At 72.2% G+C, this 16,220-nt stretch carries 15 protein-coding genes; 5 read left to right on the top strand and 10 right to left on the bottom strand.

What is annotated here, in order from left to right; all coding sequences use genetic code 11:
• Positions 1 to 416: amidohydrolase family protein (locus ACZ6Y7_RS08090; RefSeq protein WP_465756997.1), on the bottom strand; the 416-nt coding region annotated here is incomplete at its 3' end.
• Positions 417 to 557: 141 nt separating this feature from the next.
• On the opposite strand from ACZ6Y7_RS08090, the gene ACZ6Y7_RS08085 reads away from it, so the two are divergent.
• A complete protein-coding gene (locus ACZ6Y7_RS08085; RefSeq protein WP_465756996.1) occupies positions 558 to 1,316 on the top strand; it encodes a DeoR/GlpR family DNA-binding transcription regulator in 759 nt (252 codons plus the stop codon).
• Positions 1,317 to 1,382: 66 nt separating this feature from the next.
• Here ACZ6Y7_RS08085 and ACZ6Y7_RS08080 read toward each other — a convergent pair whose 3' ends face one another.
• The 3 genes from ACZ6Y7_RS08080 to ACZ6Y7_RS08070 are packed head-to-tail and all read right to left on the bottom strand — an operon-like array spanning position 1,383 to position 4,371.
• Complete coding sequence (locus ACZ6Y7_RS08080; RefSeq protein WP_465756995.1) at positions 1,383 to 2,231, bottom strand: carbohydrate ABC transporter permease; 849 nt, start codon at positions 2,229 to 2,231, stop codon at positions 1,383 to 1,385.
• Positions 2,228 to 3,115, bottom strand: coding sequence for a carbohydrate ABC transporter permease (locus ACZ6Y7_RS08075; RefSeq protein ID WP_465756994.1), 888 nt, complete (start codon positions 3,113 to 3,115; stop codon positions 2,228 to 2,230). Before ACZ6Y7_RS08075 ends, ACZ6Y7_RS08080 begins: the two co-directional genes overlap by 4 nt.
• Entirely contained in the window at positions 3,112 to 4,371 is a 1,260-nt protein-coding gene (locus tag ACZ6Y7_RS08070) for an extracellular solute-binding protein (RefSeq protein WP_465756993.1), read from the bottom strand. Before ACZ6Y7_RS08070 ends, ACZ6Y7_RS08075 begins: the two co-directional genes overlap by 4 nt.
• A gap of 462 nt (positions 4,372 to 4,833) precedes the next feature.
• Between ACZ6Y7_RS08070 and ACZ6Y7_RS08065 the strand changes: the two genes are divergently transcribed.
• Together ACZ6Y7_RS08065 and ACZ6Y7_RS08060 are read left to right on the top strand one after the other, a co-directional pair.
• Positions 4,834 to 5,706, top strand: a complete 873-nt coding sequence (locus ACZ6Y7_RS08065) for an SIS domain-containing protein (RefSeq protein ID WP_465757016.1) — start codon at positions 4,834 to 4,836, stop codon at positions 5,704 to 5,706.
• 504 nt (positions 5,707 to 6,210) lie between these two features.
• Positions 6,211 to 8,025 (top strand): alkaline phosphatase family protein, encoded by a 1,815-nt coding sequence (locus tag ACZ6Y7_RS08060; RefSeq protein WP_465756992.1) that lies wholly within the window; start codon positions 6,211 to 6,213, stop codon positions 8,023 to 8,025.
• A 598-nt stretch (positions 8,026 to 8,623) separates the two neighbouring features.
• Here ACZ6Y7_RS08060 and ACZ6Y7_RS08055 read toward each other — a convergent pair.
• Both ACZ6Y7_RS08055 and ACZ6Y7_RS08050 read right to left on the bottom strand, forming a co-directional pair.
• Entirely contained in the window at positions 8,624 to 8,917 is a 294-nt protein-coding gene (locus tag ACZ6Y7_RS08055) for a DUF6087 family protein (protein ID WP_465756991.1), read from the bottom strand.
• Between the two features lie 275 nt (positions 8,918 to 9,192).
• On the bottom strand, positions 9,193 to 10,581 hold the full coding sequence (locus ACZ6Y7_RS08050; protein WP_465756990.1) for a UDP-N-acetylmuramoyl-tripeptide--D-alanyl-D-alanine ligase: 1,389 nt from the start codon (positions 10,579 to 10,581) through the stop codon (positions 9,193 to 9,195).
• Positions 10,582 to 10,991: 410 nt separating this feature from the next.
• On the opposite strand from ACZ6Y7_RS08050, the gene ACZ6Y7_RS08045 reads away from it, so the two are divergent.
• Complete coding sequence (locus tag ACZ6Y7_RS08045) at positions 10,992 to 11,414, top strand: CBS domain-containing protein (RefSeq protein WP_465756989.1); 423 nt, start codon at positions 10,992 to 10,994, stop codon at positions 11,412 to 11,414.
• A gap of 388 nt (positions 11,415 to 11,802) precedes the next feature.
• On the opposite strand, the gene ACZ6Y7_RS08040 is transcribed toward ACZ6Y7_RS08045, so the two are convergent.
• The 4 genes from ACZ6Y7_RS08040 to ACZ6Y7_RS08025 all read right to left on the bottom strand — a co-directional run bounded on the left by ACZ6Y7_RS08040 (position 11,803) and on the right by ACZ6Y7_RS08025 (position 15,235).
• Positions 11,803 to 12,567, bottom strand: a complete 765-nt coding sequence (locus tag ACZ6Y7_RS08040; RefSeq protein ID WP_465756988.1) for a maleylpyruvate isomerase family mycothiol-dependent enzyme — start codon at positions 12,565 to 12,567, stop codon at positions 11,803 to 11,805.
• A gap of 196 nt (positions 12,568 to 12,763) precedes the next feature.
• Positions 12,764 to 14,071 carry an aldehyde dehydrogenase family protein gene (locus ACZ6Y7_RS08035; RefSeq protein WP_465756987.1) on the bottom strand — a complete coding sequence of 436 codons (1,308 nt, stop codon included), beginning with the start codon at positions 14,069 to 14,071 and terminating at the stop codon, positions 12,764 to 12,766.
• Positions 14,072 to 14,258: 187 nt separating this feature from the next.
• The gene (locus tag ACZ6Y7_RS08030) at positions 14,259 to 14,459 is read right to left on the bottom strand and encodes a hypothetical protein (RefSeq protein ID WP_465756986.1); all 201 of its coding nucleotides are present in this window, start codon (positions 14,457 to 14,459) and stop codon (positions 14,259 to 14,261) included.
• A 134-nt stretch (positions 14,460 to 14,593) separates the two neighbouring features.
• Positions 14,594 to 15,235, bottom strand: a complete 642-nt coding sequence (locus ACZ6Y7_RS08025; protein WP_465756985.1) for a DUF4360 domain-containing protein — start codon at positions 15,233 to 15,235, stop codon at positions 14,594 to 14,596.
• Positions 15,236 to 15,988: 753 nt separating this feature from the next.
• Between ACZ6Y7_RS08025 and ACZ6Y7_RS08020 the strand changes: the two genes are divergently transcribed.
• Positions 15,989 to 16,213 (top strand): hypothetical protein, encoded by a 225-nt coding sequence (locus ACZ6Y7_RS08020; RefSeq protein WP_465756984.1) that lies wholly within the window; start codon positions 15,989 to 15,991, stop codon positions 16,211 to 16,213.
• Positions 16,214 to 16,220 lie beyond the last annotated feature (7 nt).

Here is a 16,220-nt window from a genome sequence, read left to right as displayed (position 1 = left end):
CGGTGGGCGCCGCAGCGGCCCGGGGAGATGAACGGGCCCTCGAAGTGGATGCCGGCCAGCACGCCGTCCTCGACGAGTTCGGACAGGACGGCGGCCTGGCGGGTGAGGTCGTCGATCTCGCCGGTGACGGTGGAGGCGACGGTGGTGGTGGTGCCGTGTTCGAGGTGGGTGCGGGCGGCCAGCAGGGCCTCCTCGGCGATGCCGGAGGCGTAGGAGGCGCCGCCGCCGCCGTGGACGTGCAGGTCCACGAAGCCGGGGACGACGGTGTGGCCGGTGAGGTCGAGGTCGCCGGGCTCGGCCGCCCCGCTCGCGACGGCCGCGATGCGGTCGCCCTCGACCACGATCCGGCCGGTCTCCAGCACCCCGCCGGGCACCACCAACCGGGCCCCGGCCAGGACGACACGGGAGAAGGACATGCCACCACCTGCTCACAGTTGATCGGTACATGACTCTCGAATCAGTTTCGCGCAGGCTTGATTCTCGGCCAGGTCGGGCCTCCGGGGAATCCCCAGGCTGGTGATGACCATCGTCGAGCCGTCGACGGCTACACTGCGGTCATGCTCAAAGCTGATCGCGCCGCCCGGATCCTGGCGCACGTCACCGAGTCGGGCAGCGCCGATGTGCACGAGCTCGTCGAACTGCTGCAGGTGTCCTCGGCCACCGTCCGGCGCGACCTGCAGGAACTCAACGACCAAGGGCTGCTGCTCCGCACCCGCGGCGGCGCCGTCACCGGAGCCGTCAACCTCGAACTGCCGCTGCGGCACAAGCACGGGAAGCGGCAGGCCGAGAAGCGGCGGATCGCCCTCGCCGCCGACCGGTTGGTGCCGGACGGCGCCGTGGTGGGCCTCACCGGCGGCACGACGACCAGTGAGTTGGCACGGCTGCTGGCCGAGCGCAGCGGGATCACCATCGTGACCAACGCCGTCAACATCGCGGCCGACCTGATCGTCCGCCCGGACGTCCGGCTGGTCGTGATCGGCGGCATCGCCCGGACCACGAGCTACGAACTGGTCGGCCCGGCGGCGGAGCGGATGCTCTCGCAGTACCACCTGGACATCGCCTTCATCGGCGTGGACGGCCTGACCGCGAGCGAGGGCTGCACCACGCACGACGAGATGGAGGCCAGCACCGACAAGGCCTTCCTCCGCAGCACCGCGCGCGCCGTGGTGCTCGCGGACAGCACCAAGGTCGGCCGGGTCACCTTCGCCCGGATCTGTCCGCTCACGGACATCCACGACCTGGTCACCGACAGCGAGTTGACGGAGGCTCAGGAACAGGACATCGCCGCCGCCGGAGTGAACGTCCTGCGGGCCTGACCCGGCCGGAGCCGGGCAGGGCCGGGCAGGGCTGCGGCTGGGTCGAGAACTGCGCGGAGCCCCGCCCTACTTGACCGACCCGGCGGTGAGCCCGGAGACCACGTGCCGTTCGATCAGCGCGAAGAGGACCACGACCGGCACGATCGCCACCAGCGAGGCCGCGAAGACGTGGTTCCACTGGACGTTGTAGGCGCCGATCATGTTGTTGATGCCGACGGTCAACGGCTGACGGTCGGGGGAGTCCGTCAGGGTCAGGCCCATGATGAACTCGTTCCAGGCGGCGATGAAGGTGAAGATCACCGCGGTGACCACGCCCGGCAGGGCGAGCGGCAGGGTGACGCGGAACAGCGCGCCGATCCGGCCGGTGCCGTCGATCTGCGCGGCCTCCTCCAACTCGACCGGGATGGAGCCGATGTAGGCGCTGAGGATCCAGATCGCGAAGGCCAGGTTGAACGCGGCGTTGGCGAGCACCAGGACGAGGACCGTGTCCAGCAGGTCGAGTGTGGAGAACTCGCGGTAGAGGCCGACCTGGAGGGCGGTGGGCTGGAACATCTGGGTGACGAGCACCAGCAGCAGGAAGGCCTTGCGGCCGCGGAAGCGCACCCGCGCGGTGTGGTACGCGGCGGGCAGCGCGACCAGCAGGACCAGCAGGGTGGAGCCGGCCGCGACGAGCAGGGTGACCTGGAGGTTCTGCCCGAGGGTGGTGTCGGTCCACACCGTGGTGAAGGAGGACCAGTCGAAGCGCGTCGGCAGGTAGGAGGAGTCGCGCAGCTGGTCCGCCGGGCGTCCGGCGGTGATCAGCATCTCCAGGTACGGGAGCAGGAAGAGCGCGGCGAGCCCCCAGGCGGTGGCGGTGACCAGGACGGTCCGTCCGCGCGGCCGACGGGGCATCGGCGTCCGGTGCTGGGCGGTCATCTGTTCTCCTCCTCGTTCCAGCGGCTGACCTTGAGGAAGAGCAGCACCATGACGATGACGACGGCGAAGTTGACGACGGACATGGCGGCGGACTCGGCGACGTCGTAGCCGCGCAGCATGTACATGAACACGGTGGTGGTGGCGGTGTCGGCGTTGGGGCCGCCCTGGGTCATGCCCCAGATCACCGGGAAGGAGTTGAAGACGTTGATCAGGTTGACCACCAGGGCCACCAGGAACGCCGGGCGCAGCAGCGGCAGGGTGACCTTGCGGTAGGTCTGCCAGGGGGACGCGCCGTCGACCCGGGCGGCCTCGTAGACCTCGGCGGGGACGGTCTGCAGGCCGGCGAGCAGGGTGTAGGTGGTGAACGGCAGTGAGACGAACACCGCGACGAGGACCAGCCAGGGCCTGGCGTGGCCGGCGTCGCCGAGCCAGGCCCGGGCGTGGTCGATCAGGCCGAGGTCGAGCAGCAGCCGGTTGAGCACGCCGGCGACCTGGTCGAGCATCCAGCGGAAGCCGATCGCCGTCATCAGCACGGACGCGGCCCAGGGTGCGATCAGTGCCCAGCGGGTGATCCTGCGTCCCGGGAAGTTCTGGTGGAACAGCTGGGCCAGCGCCAGCGAGACCAGCATGGTCAGCCCGACCACGGCGAGCGTCCAGACGACGGTCCAGCCGAGCACCGCGGGCAGCCTGGGGTCGCTGAACAGCTTGTGGTACTTGACCAGTCCGGCCGGACCGTGGTCGGTGCCGGTGGTGTCGATCCGGCGCAGCGAGGTGCCGACCATCTCGATCACCGGCCACACCACCACGCCCAGGATCAGCAGGACGGCGGGCGCGATCCAGGGCAGCGGGCCGAGCCGTTGCCACCGGGGGCGGGCCCGGGTCACTCGGCGGCCTGCCGGGCGGCCTGCTGCAGGGCGTCGAGGGCCTTCCCCGGGTCGCTGACGGCGGTGCCGATCTGGGTCTTGACCTGGGCGGAGACGGCCGGCCAGGTCGGGTCGCTGAGCGGGTAGAAGGTCGCGCTGGGCAGCGCCGCCAGGAACGGTGCCAGGGCCTTCTCGTCCGGGTCGGCCTGGAGTGCGGTGAGCGCGGACTGGGTGACCGGGAGCAGGCTGTACTCCTTGTCGAAGGCCACCGTGTTCTCCTTGCGGTACGCGAAGTCCAGGAAGGCCTTGATCTGCTCCTTGTGACCGCCCTTCTTGAACGCCATCATCCAGTCGGCGACGCCGAGGGTGGCCTTGGTGGCACCGTCCTTGCTGGGCATCGCGGTCCAGGTGACGTCCATGCTCTTGACGTCGTTCAGCTGGGTGGGGATGCCGTTGAGCATGCCGACCTTGCCGGAGGCGAAGTCCTTGGCCAGCTCGGTGCGGTTGACGGCGGCCGGGCTCTGCTCGGTGAGCCCGGCGTCCACCCAGCTCTTCAGCTGGGTGAAGGTCTCGACGTTGGCCTGCGAGTTGATGGCGTACGCGCCCTTGGCGTCCTGGTAGCCGCCGTGGTTCTCCAGCATCCAGATGAAGGACTCGCCCTGGGCCTCCTCCTTGCCCAGCGGGACGCCGAGCGGGATCTCCACCCCGGCGTTCTTCAGCGCAGTGGCGGCGGCCGTGACGTCCGCCCAGGTCCTGGGCGGAGCGGCCGGATCCAGGCCGGCCTTCCTGAACAGGACGTTGTTGATCAGGAACATCCGGGCGCTGGAGATGAACGGGATGCCGTACGGGGTGCCGTCCTGCTCGCCGGCGTGAGCGATGGCGGGGATGAGGTCGCTCAGGGTGGCGTCGGAGAGGACGTCCCGGGCCGGGTAGAGCTGGCCGTTCTTGGCGAAGTCGGCGTAGCCGCCGGTCTGCAGGATGTCCGGCTGCCGGCCGTTCTGCACCATGGTCTTGACCTGGGTGTCGATGTCGTTCCAGTTGATGACCTGGAGGTCGACCTTGATCGTCGGGTTCTGCTGCTCGAAGGCGGAGATCACCCCCTGCCAGTACGCCTGGCTCGGGTTCTGCCCGTTCGAGCCGTAGTCCGCGGCGACGAACCTGATCGTCGTGACGCCGTCGGCGGAGGTCCCGCCGGAGTTCGAGCCCTTGCCGCACCCCGACAGCGCGAGCGTTCCGGCCAGGGTGGCCGCCAACAGGGCGAGAAGACGCCGCTTCATCTCTGATACCGCCTTTGCTGCGAGGGCCGGCCGCGACGGCCCGGGTGGGGGCGTGCGTGTTTGCACGGAGGTGCGTCACTCTGCGGGAATCTGCTCAATACTGAGCAACTTTGCCCCCAGAGTGTGCATCCTCGCTGTCACGGCGGGCCAGCCGCGTTATCGAAGCGTTGCAGTGGGCTGCCGGGACCACGTGGATGATTGACGACCCCTCAGCCTTCGTCAGTGAGCCTTCGGTCCGCCTTGACCCGTCTTCAGTCCGCCCTCGGTCGGCCCTCAGCCGCCTTCAGTCGCCTTCAGTCGCCGTCGGCGGCAGTGCTCGGGCGACCGCCCCCTCTTGCTCAGGCATGATTCGTTGGGCTATCAATAGCTCAGTTTCGTGCACCCGTTTTTCTCAGTATGGGCCACTCCACCCCTGCGCCGCCTGCCACCGTCAGCCCCGTCGAGGAGAACCCGATGAGCCCGATGAGCCATGTCGAGCAGGAGATCGCCAGCCAGCCGGAGTGCTGGCGCAAGGCACTGGAGCTGGAGCCCGCCGGGCTGCCCGAGCACGGCGAGCGGGTCGCCGTGCTCGGCTGCGGCACCTCGCTGTACATCGCACAGGCCTACGCGGCGCTGCGCGAGGGGGCCGGCGCCGGCGAGACCGACGCCTTCCCGGCCTCCGAGTTCCCGGCCGCCCGGGACTACGACCGGGTCGTCGCCATCAGCCGCTCCGGCACCACGACCGAGGTGCTGGCCGCGCTCCTGCGGGCCGCCGACACCCCGACGACGGCCCTCACCGGCGACCTCGCCACCCCGATCGGCACGGCCGCCGACACCGTCGTCGATCTGGAGTTCGCCGACGAGCGCTCGGTGGTGCAGACCCGCTTCGCCACCACCGCCCTGGCACTGCTGCGCCGCCACCTCGGCCTCGCCCCCGCCGACCTGGTCGTGCAGGCCGAACGCGCCCTGCTCGCCCCGCTGCCCGAACGGGCCGACACGGCGCGCCAGTTCACCTTCCTCGGGACCGGCTGGACGGTCGGCCTCGCCCACGAGGCAGCGCTCAAACTCCGTGAAGCCTCCGGGTCGTGGACGGAGTCGTACCCGGCCATGGAGTACCGGCACGGACCGATCAGCGTCACCGGCTCCGACAGCGTCGTGTGGTTCTTCGGCGAGCCGCCGACCGGCCTGGTGGAGCAGGTCCGGCCGACCGGAGCCGTGCTGTCGGTGAGCACCCTGGACCCGCTGGCCGACCTGGTCCGCGCCCAGCGCCTCGCCGTCGCCCTGGCCACCGCCCGCGGCCTGGACCCGGACCGACCGCGCCACCTCACCCGCTCCATCGTGCTGCCCCGGCCGTGAGCACCGGAAGCCTGCCGTGATCCTCACCGTCACCCTCGACGCCGCTCTCGACCCCACCCCCACCTGGACCGGCGGGACCCGCACCGCGGCAACCGGGTCCCGCCAGTGGCCCGACGCGTCGGCGGCAGGGGCGTGACCGTCTCCCGGGTGCTGCACGCCCTCGGCCGTGACACCGTCGTCACCGCACTGGTCGGCGGCGTCACCGGCCCGAGCCACCACCCGCCGGGCCGGCGGGCCCTGGCCTGAGCGCACACCAACGACCCTGCCGGTCAAGGGTTTTCGGCCCACTGCGACCCCACTGCGACCCCCACGGCGATACATGCGCGACCGCGTCGCGGCCCCTGCCCGGCCGCCGTCCGCCCTCGCCGGGACACGCCGCCTGCCCGAACTTGTCTGACCAAGTTCGGCCTTCATTCTCCCGCCGTACAGCGCCGCCCGATAGCTATGACCCGCCCATGGCGCACCGCCATGGCACCCACCCTCACCACACCACGAGGTACCCCCATGCGACTGCGCTGGAGCACCGTCGGCGGGCTGCTCGCCACCCTCCCCCTGGTCGGCGCGCTGACCGTCGCCGCCCCCACCGCCGCCCAGGCGGCGGGCGGCAGCGCCAACCTGATCGTCAACGGCGACGCGGAGGCCGGCGGCTACTGCACCACCGACTGGAGCGCCGCCTCGACCGTCCCCGGCTGGACCGTCCAGGCCGGCGGCATCGACACCATGTGCCACGCGGTGAACTCCTTCGGCCTGCCGAACGACGGCCGCACGCCCGGCAAGGCCTTCTTCGGGCCGGGCAACTTCGGCGACGGCTCGATGGCCCAGACCGTCGACGTCTCCTCGGCCGCCACCGCCATCGACGGCGGCGGGGTGCACTACAACCTCTCCGGCTGGCTGGGCGGTTGGGCCGCCTACAGCGGCTACGTCGCCGTCAGCCTGCACTTCCAGGACGCCGGCGGCCGTCCGCTCGGCGCGACCGCGAAGCTGCCGACCGTCTCCGCCACCGACCGCGGCCTGGGCACCCAGTTCCTCGCCCGCAGCGCCACCGGTGCCGTCCCGGCCGGCACCCGGTCCATCCAGGTCGAGGTCCAGTTCCTCTCCACCGCACACGAGACCGGCTACCTGGACAACCTCTCGCTCACCCTCGACACCCCGGTCGCCGCGCCCGCGCCGCTCACCCCGCCCGCCTCGGCCGTGCCCGGCTACGACCACGTCTTCGTCGTCATGATGGAGAACACCGACTACTCCCAGATCATGAACGACCCGGCGGACACCCCGTTCATCCACAGCCTGATGAGCCAGGGCGCCACCCTCACCGACTCCCACGGCGTCTACCACCCCAGCGACGAGAACTACCTCGCCATCGCGGGCGGCGACACCTACGCCAAGGGCGCCACCTACTTCCCCGACATCAACTCCCCGCAGCGCAACCTCGGCGACACCATCGAGGCGGCCGGCAAGAGCTGGAAGGCCTACGAGCAGGGCATGGGCACCCCCTGCAACACCAAGAACAACAACGACAGCTACTACGAGCCCGACGACGCACCGTTCATGAACTACACCGACATCAGCGGCAACCCGGCCCGCTGCGCGGCGCACCTCTTCGACACCACCCAGCTCACCACCGACCTCCAGTCGGCCGCCACCACCCCGAACTTCTCCTGGATCGCCGCCGACGACTACTACGACGGCGAGGCCTCCGGCAACGGCAACGCCACCAGCCTCAAGGTGCAGGACGGCTGGCTGAAGCAGACCCTCACTCCCGTGCTCTCCTCCCCCGCGTGGACCCAGCAGCGCTCGCTGCTCCTGCTCACCTGGGACGAGAGCAACAGCGAGAGCTACAACCACCTCGCCACCGTCGTCGTCGGCTCGCAGGGCACCGTGCCGGCCGGCACCAGCAGCCCGCTGCACTACGACCACTACAGCGTCGGCCGCACCATCGACGCCGCCCTCGGCCTGCCCGGGCTGACCGGCAACGACACCTACGCGACACCCCTCAACGCCGCCTTCGCCCCGTCCACCGCGACCGGACCGACCCTGACCGGCGACCTGAACGCGGTGGCCGACGGCGGCAACCTCACCCTGCGCTACGCCCTGCCGAACACCGCCCAGGTCAGCGCCAAGAACTGGGTCGGCGTCTACCCGGCAGGGGTCACCCCCGGCTCCCGCTCCGCGCTGACCTGGGCCTACACCCCCAACCAGAGCGGCACCGTCACCCTCTCCACCGGCAAGCTCAACGGCCCGGGCGGCTACGACGCGTACTACCTCGCCAACGACGGCTACTCGGTCCTCGCCGGGCCCTTCCGGCTGACCGTCGGCTGAGGCCGAGGACATCCATGAGCGGTTCCCCGGCAGGTCGTCCGCCCCATCGGCCGACCGACCTCCGCCCGGGGCACGGGACCCGCCGGTCCCGCCGGGGAACCGCTCCCGACCACCCGCCGCCCCTTCGGGCGTGCCATCACCACCCCCGCGAACACCCACCGCCGACCCCTGGCCGGGCCCCGCTCGTCCGGCACCCCGGTCCTCAACCACGACGGCGACGGAGCGACCGAGTGACCGGCCCCGCCCTCTGCCGCATCACCCTCCGCCGTCGCCCACCGGACGTTCACGATCGGCAGGCGGCAGCGTAGTACCCGCGCAGCCCGGGGCCACGGAGCTCGGAGCGCGGATCAAGCTGCGGACCTCCGGGGCGGTCACCTCACCTGGCGTTCGTGCCCTGAGCAGTTCGGTCTCAGCGCTGGTGGGACCGCTTCCCCTACAGCGGCCGCGGCGGTCAAGCGGCTTCCTCCTCCGCGCTTCGATATCCGACGGACGGTACGTGCCGTCACGGGTCCTCCCGGGTGGTCATGCCCAGGTTCCTGGCCGGGGCAGCGGGCGCGCAGGTCCCCGGGCCGGCGCAGGTTCGTTGGCCGGGCTCGGATCAGGGCTTTCGGTGCTTTCCGGCGCGGGTCTTCCGGGGCGGAGGGGGAACAGGGCGGATCACGCCGTCCCCTTCGATGCCGTGGAGGATGCGCTGCGCCGCGGCGTAGTCGTCGGCGATGGTCTCCGGAATCCACTGGTAGCCGTCCCAGCGGGAGACCAGGCGGGGAAGGTGCGGATGCAGATGCGCCGCTGCGTCCTCGTGGCCGATGATGACGGCCTTGAGCCGGCCGACCGGCCGAAGGCGCTGTTCCCTGCGCCGCGCCCACTGTTCCAGTGGCTCTTCGTCGTGCACTGGTCCTCCTCGCTGAGGACGGTCAGCCTACCGGCGACGGCCGGGTGATGGTCTGCCGCTGCGGGGCGACGATCACCCCGGGCTGCGCCGAGGCCAGTTCCAAGGCGCTGTCAGTATGTCCAGTAGGTCCGGTGGGTCCCGTGGCCGCCGAGCCGGTCGAGCCCGGCGACCACGTCGTCACGCGGGCACACGGGGACGGCCGGGCGTGGCGGCCAGGCCGTCCCGCTGTGCCGGTGCCGGGCGGAGCCACGGTGGCCGTGTCGGTCGCGCGGAGGTCAGCTCCTGGCTTCGGGCTTGGTCAGGCGCAGCGCGGTGTCCTCCAGGCCGACGCTGTGGGAGCCCTTGACCAGCACCACGTCGCCGGGCGCGAGGTAGGTCAGCAGCAGGTCGAGGGCGGCGTCGCGGTCCGGCACCAGGGTGCTGGTGACGCCGCCCTCGGCGGCCGCGGCATGGACCAGCTCGGCTTCCCGGCCGCCGACGGCGATGAGGTCGGTGATGCCCTGGCGGGCGACGAGCCGGCCGAGGTCGGTGTGGTGGGCCGTCGACTCGTCGCCCAGTTCGCGCATCTCGCCCAGCACCGCGACCGTGCGGCGTCCGCCGCCCGCCATGGCGACGAGTGCCGCCAGGGCCGCGGCCATCGACTCGGGGTTCGCGTTGAAGGCGTCGTTGATGACGGTGACGCCGTCCGCCCGCTCGGTCACGTCCATGCGGCCGGGCGTCAGCGCGCGGGCGGCGGTCAGTGCCTCGGCGGCCTGCGCCACGGTCGCCCCCAGCCCGAGCGCCACCGCGGCGGCGGCCGTCGCGTTGGCGACGTGGTGGGCGCCGTGCAGTGCGAGCTTGACCGGAGCCGATGCGCCCCGGTGGGTCAGGGTGAACGACGGACGGCCCGCCGCGTCGAGTGCGACGCCGGTGGCCCGCACGTCGCCGGATTCCACGCCGAAGGTCAGGACGGGCGCGCTGGTGCGCGGGGCCATCGACATGACGTACGGGTCGTCGGCGTTCAGCACGGCCAGGCCGTCGGCCGGCAGCGCCTCGACCAGTTCGCCCTTGGCCTCGGCGATGGACTGCTTGCCGCCGCCGAACTCGCCGACGTGCGCGGTGCCGACGTTGAGCACGAGACCGATCCGCGGCGGCACCAGGCTCGTCAGGTACCGGATGTGGCCCTTGCCGCGGGCGCCCATCTCCAACACCAGCAGCCGGGTGGTCTCGTCCGCCCGGAAGACCGTCAGCGGCAGGCCGATCTCGCCGTTGAAGGACAGCGGGGTGGCCACGGTGGTGTCCATGGTGCCGAGCACCTGGGCCAGCAGGTCCTTGGTGCTGGTCTTGCCGGCCGAGCCGGTGAGCCCGATGACCGTCGGCGCGTTCAGCCGGGCGAGCACCGCCCGGGCCAGGGCGCCCATGGCGTCCTGCACGTCGGCCACCACGACGGCCGGCACCCCGACCGGACGGGCGGCCAGCACGGCGGTGGCGCCGGCCGCGACGGCGGCTTCGGCGAACCGGTGGCCGTCGGTGTGCTCGCCGGGCAGGGCGATGAACAGCGACCCCGGCTCCACCAGCCGCGAGTCGATGACCCCCGGCCGCTCGACCACGGCCGCCGGATCGGGCACGTCGTGCAGGTCTCCCCCGACAGCCGCGGCGATCTCGTGCAGGGTCATGGGGACCACGGTGGCTCCGATCCGTCCGATGCGGCCGCCCGCCTCTCGGGCGGCCTGCCCTGACGCTAGCCACTTCCACCGGGCCCTGCCGGTCGGCCCACGCCCTCCGCGCCAGACCGCGCCGAAGGCCACCCGGCCGGCGGCGGCTCGACCGCGGCTCGACCAAGGCCGCCTCGTGGTCGCCTCCGTCCACGGAGGAGATCCGTCACCCCGACCGGTGCTCCGGGTGAGCACGTCGTTGTCGAGGTGCCTGTCGTGGGCGTCGGTGCACAGGCCGGGACCGATGGCGACGTGCCGGGCGGCCGCGGGCCACCACGGTCATCGGGTGTCACGGGCGGGGACCGGCGTAGCCGCGCGGAATCGGCGGGCCGCGGGGCGCGGCGTCGCCCGTCCGGTGCGACCGTCCTGGAGGCGACACCATGACCCAGAAGATCAGGGCCATCATGACCCCCGGCCCGGTGACCGTTCCCCGGCTGGCCTCGGTGCGGGACACCGCCCGCTGGATGCGCGACGCCGCCGTCGGGGACGTCCTGGTGGCGGGCGAGGACGACCGGGTGTACGGGCTGGTGACCGACCGCGACCTGGTGGTCCGGGTGCTGGCCGACGGCAGGGACCCGGACAGCACCCGCGTCGGTGACATCTGCAGCACCGAGCTGGTCAGCGTCGCCCCGGACGACGACATCGGGGACGCCGTCGACCTGATGCGTCGGCACGCCCTGCGCCGCCTGCCCGTCCTCGACGACGGCCGCGCGGTGGGTGTGGTCTCGCTCGGCGACCTCGCGATGGAACGGGACCCGGGCTCCGCCCTCGCCGACATCAGCGCCGCCGCGCCCGACTCCTGACTGACCCGGCCCGTCCGACGGCGCGGCGCGCCGTCGGCCCGAAGCCGTGCCCGCCCGCCACGACCGCCCCCGCCCCCACCCCGTCCGGCGGTGCCCACGGAAGGCCTGGCTCACCGGGCCGCTCACCATCTCCCCGCGCTGGGGCGGGCGCGGTGGCGGCTGCGCCGACCGGACCGGGCGGGGAGTCGAGCGACGCCGCCGGGCGCGCGAGGCGCCGAGCGGCCCGGGGAGTCGGGGCCCCGTCCTGGTCCGCCATCTGCTCCCGTTCGGCACCGCATGGTGCCTGGCCCTGGGCGGAGCCGTGCGGGCCTGGTGACGGGTAGCGCGGAGGAGGGGCCCCGCCGGCCGCCGCCCCCCCCTGCCGGGGGCGGGGGCTCGACGACGGTTCCTAGAACGCCGAATTGGCGAACCAGTGGTCCAGCAGTTCCCGGTCCCCGGCCGTGCTGATCCCGGTGGCGGTGCGGTCGATCCGGCCGTAGAGGAGGAGCAGCAGGTCGGCGGCCGTGGCGGTGACGGTGGCGTCGGCGGGCGCGTCGCCGGGCTCCAGGCCGAAGCCGTCGGGGCGCAGCCGCACCAGCCAGCTGTCGTCCGCGCCGCCGCCACCGTCGGTGCGGGTGAAGCGGATCGTGCGCTGCTCGCCGCGCAGTTCGGCCGTCCGCGGCGCGAAGGCGGCCGCGTACGGGAGGTTGGTGAGGAACTCGGCGACGCCGTCCGCCGCGAGCGCCGGGTCGATCGCGGCCGCGTGGCCCAGTGCGAGTTCGGCGTCGACGCGGTGGACGAGGGTCTCGAAGAGCATCCGGCGCACCCAGAACCGGGCGTGCTGGTCGGCGCCCCAGGCCCACATCGGGTCGTCGAGGTCGCCGTCCGCGAAGGTCGCGGCGGCCTCGGCGGCGGCCTCGGAGAGCCAGGCCGGGTAGTCCTCGGCCCGCTCGGGGAGCTTGAGGTCGACCTCCCGGCTGGTGGGCCGCTCCTGGATCCGCTGGCGCAGCAGGACGGTGAACCAGCGCTGGACGCTGCCCGCGTGGCGGACGAGGTCGGCGAGGGTCCAGCCGGGGCAGGTGGGGACCGGGGTGGCCGGGTCGGCGGACCGGACGGCGGCGACGAACCGGTCCGTTTCGGCGGACACCGCGGCGACGTGCTCGTTCGGGGTCATGGGCGCGTGCTCCAGAAGGGGTTCGGGAGGAGTTCAGGAGGAGTTCAGGAGGATCGGGACGGGACCGGACGGCGCCGAACGGCGCCGAACGGGTCCGGACGGAACGGACCCGGACGGCACCGTACGGCACCGGTGGGGAGGAACCAGAGGGATCCGAGGGCACCCAAGGAGATCCGAGGGGATCCGCGGCGTCGGATCAGTCGAGCGGCTTGTCGACCACGGCCTTGGTGTGGCTGAAGGTGTCGATCGAGTACTCGCCGTGGTAGCGGCCCATGCCGCTCTCGCCGACGCCGCCGAAGGGCAGCTCGGGCATGGCCAGGTGGGAGACCGGCAGGCCGAAGCTGAGCGCGCCGGAGGAGGTCTCCTCGGTCAGGCGCCGCTTGGTGTCCGCGGACTCGGTGAAGGCGTACAGGGCGAGCGGCTTGTCGCGCTCGTTGATGAACGCGATCGCCGCGTCGAGGTCGGGGACGGTGAGGACGGGCAGGATCGGGCCGAAGATCTCGCTCTGCATCACGGGCGCGCTCGCGGGGACGTCGGCGAGGACGGTCGGGGCGAGGTAGCGCGCCCCGCGGTCGTGGTCGCCGCCGATGACGGTGCGGCCGCTGTCGAGCAGCGCGGTGAGCCGGTCGAAGTGCCGCTCGTTGACGATCCGCCCGTAGTCGCCGCTCTCGGCCGGCTTCTCGCCGAACAACTCCCGTACGGCTTCCGCCAGTTCCGACTCCAGGGCGGCGACGGTGCCGCCGATGGCGAGGACGTAGTCGGGGGCGACGCAGGTCTGGCCGGCGTTGAGGAACTTGCCGCGGGCGATCCGCCGGGCGGTGACGGCGAGGTCGGCGCCGGGATCGACCACGACGGGGCTCTTGCCGCCGAGTTCCAGGGTGACCGGCGTCAGGTGCTTGGCGGCGGCGGTCATGACGATCCGCCCCACCGCGCCGTTGCCGGTGTAGAAGATGTGGTCGAAGCGCTGCTCCAGCAGTTCAGTGGTCTCCGGGACGGCGCCCTCGACGACCGCGACGGTATCCTCGCCCAGGTACCGCGGCAGCAGGTCGGCGATGGCGGCGGAGGTCGCGGGGGCGAGCTCGCTGGGCTTGACGAGGGCGGTGTTCCCGGCGGCCAGCGCACCGACCAGCGGGGCCAGGGCGAGCTGGAGCGGGTAGTTCCAGGGAGCGATGATCAGCACCACGCCCAGCGGGTCGCGGACCACCCGGGCCGCGGCGGGCCGGAAGAACTCCGGCACGGCGGCCGGCCTCGGCTCCAGCCACTGCGCGAGGTGCTCGACGGTGTGGTCGAGTTCGTTGATCGTGAAGCCGATCTCGGTGCGGTCCGCCTCGGCGGCGCTCTTTCCGAGGTCGGCGTGCAGGGCCTGCTGGAACAGCTCGGCCTGCTCGGTGAGCAGGGTGCGCAGGGCGGCCAGCTTGTCCAGGCGCCAGGCGAGCGGCCTGGTCCGGCCGGAGTCGAATGCGGCCCGCAGCCGGGCGACCACTGTGGGGATGCTGTCGTGCATGGGGAGCTCGCGGTCTCTGAGGCGTGGTTTCCGTTTGCCCACATGGACGTTTCACCATGTGAAGCAATGATCCGACGCTAAGGGTGAAAGGTTGAGTTTGTCAATCATCACCCCGGCGGCCGAGCACCCGCCCGGCCCCGCGGCGGGGTGCGCCACCGGGCCGGGACGGGGTGCCGCGCGGCGGGGGTTACCGGCAGGCGTCGTTCACGGGAGCGGCGTAACGGTCGTTGTCGGCCAAGGGCTTGCGGCCGAGGGCCCGGTCGATGGTGTGCAGGATCCCGTAGTGGTCGACCCGGCCGCTGCTCTGGAAGCCGGTCTTCACGGTGTCCTGCGAGCCGATCAGGATGGTCGGGATGTGGTTGGGGTAGCCCGGACCGAAGGCCTTCACGGCGGCCCTATCGAAGGTGAGGACCAGCAGCGAGCGCTTGGCGTGCCGGTCCGGGGCCCGGTGACCAGGGATGAGGGGTCAGGGGTCGGGCGTCAGGGGCCAGGGGCCAGGGGTCAGGGGCCAGGGGCCAGGGGTCAGGGGCATTGCTTCCAGGCGAGGTGGTAGACGGTGTTGATGTTGCCGTCCGTCGAGTCCATGGTCATGAAGCTGGTGGTGCGATTCGGGTCCGAGGTGCCGGCCGTGACCCGCAGTTCGGTGTTGATGTTGAAGTTGCGCTCCTCGCCGCAGGGGGCCCAGACCAGCGCGGCGACGTCGACGGTGTCGGTCGCCTGCCAGCTGTCGTCCTGAGGGCCGTTGAAGCGGTGGGAGGAGTAGGCGGTCTGGGCCTGGCCCTGGAAGTAGTAGTTGGCCCGCTCGGTGCCGGTCGCGCCCTTCTCCAGGTGGGCGAAGCCGCGGTAGTCGGCGGAGGCGATCGCGTAGGTGAAGCCCTGGGGGACGTGCACCCGCAGGTCGAGCTGGCAGTTCTTCCGGAAGTCGGTCGGCTTGGACCCGACCCCGACCTGCGCGAGGTAGTCGCTGTAGGTGACCGTGAAGGCGGTGTTGTCCGGGGAGACCGCCACGGCGGCCGTCCCGGCCGGACACCCGGAGCCGTTGACCGTCGCGACGTCGATGACGATCCGGTCCGGCGGGGTCGGCAGCGAGTCGACACCGAAGGCCGACGGGCCGGACAGCGAGGCGCCGACGGCGGTCGCGGCGGCCAGCACACGGAGCAGCATGGGATTCCCCTTCGGTCGTGCACGGAATCGGGGCGCGGCGCGGGTGCGGGTGCGGTACCCGTCGGCCCTCGCTTGGCATGGATATGTCAGCACATCCGAGGAGCGACGCCTAGGGGCGGGGCGCCGGAAGGCGCACCGATCCGGCCCCAGTCGGCCCACGGGTGAACTCAAGCCCCAAAAAGGCGAGTTCGCGCGCCGACGACGGGCGGGGGTTGGACCTTCGGGGGCGCCGGGGCGCCCCCGAAGGCCGGCCGGTCCGCTGCATCGGAGCCGGCCGCGGTCCCTGGGTGCTTCTGTGCGATCGGGACGACCCCACCAATCTGCGACCCGCGGCGGGCCCGCCACCCCTGTGCGATGCCGCGGCACCGGACAGCGGCCGTGCGGGTGCCGGGTCGACCGCCGGTCGCACACCGGGTGACCTCGCCCTCCGCCCTGACCAGCGGCCCGCATTGTTTCAGGCAAGCCGGACAGGACTGCAAGAAAGGCGTTCACGCCGGCCAGGAGGCGGAAAACCCGGACAGCGCCGGGAGGCCGGGGCGTTCGGATCGATCCCGCGGCCGTGACCAGGCAGAACGCCCGTCCATCACCTGCGGTTCTTTCACTCCTTGGTGGCGGTCCCTCAGATCTGGCACCGGCCCGGCTTCGCGTGCTGAACACTGGCTCCGTGCCGACCCGGGAGCTGCAATCTCCCGCTCGGCCGGAGGCCCGGGTGGCCGGAATTCTGTGCGCTGAACGACAAAGAGGAAAATTCATATGACCATGCCGCGCAGGCGGCGTGATCAGGCGAGCGCCGGTGCGGTGATCCCCGCGTCGGTCGTGGTCCTGGTCCTGGCCGTGCTGGCTTCGATCGTCATCCTGGCGTTGGCCGGTTTGTCCACGGAGATGATCATCACCATCTCCGGCCTGGCCGTGGGAGCCGCCTCCGAGCTGGTCAGACGGCTGCTCAAGGCCGTCAACGCCGGGCGTCGGCGCGAGTGAGCGTCCC

The organism is Kitasatospora sp. NPDC053308, assembly GCF_055585785.1.
This window is presented reverse-complemented; position numbering and strand designations above follow the sequence as displayed.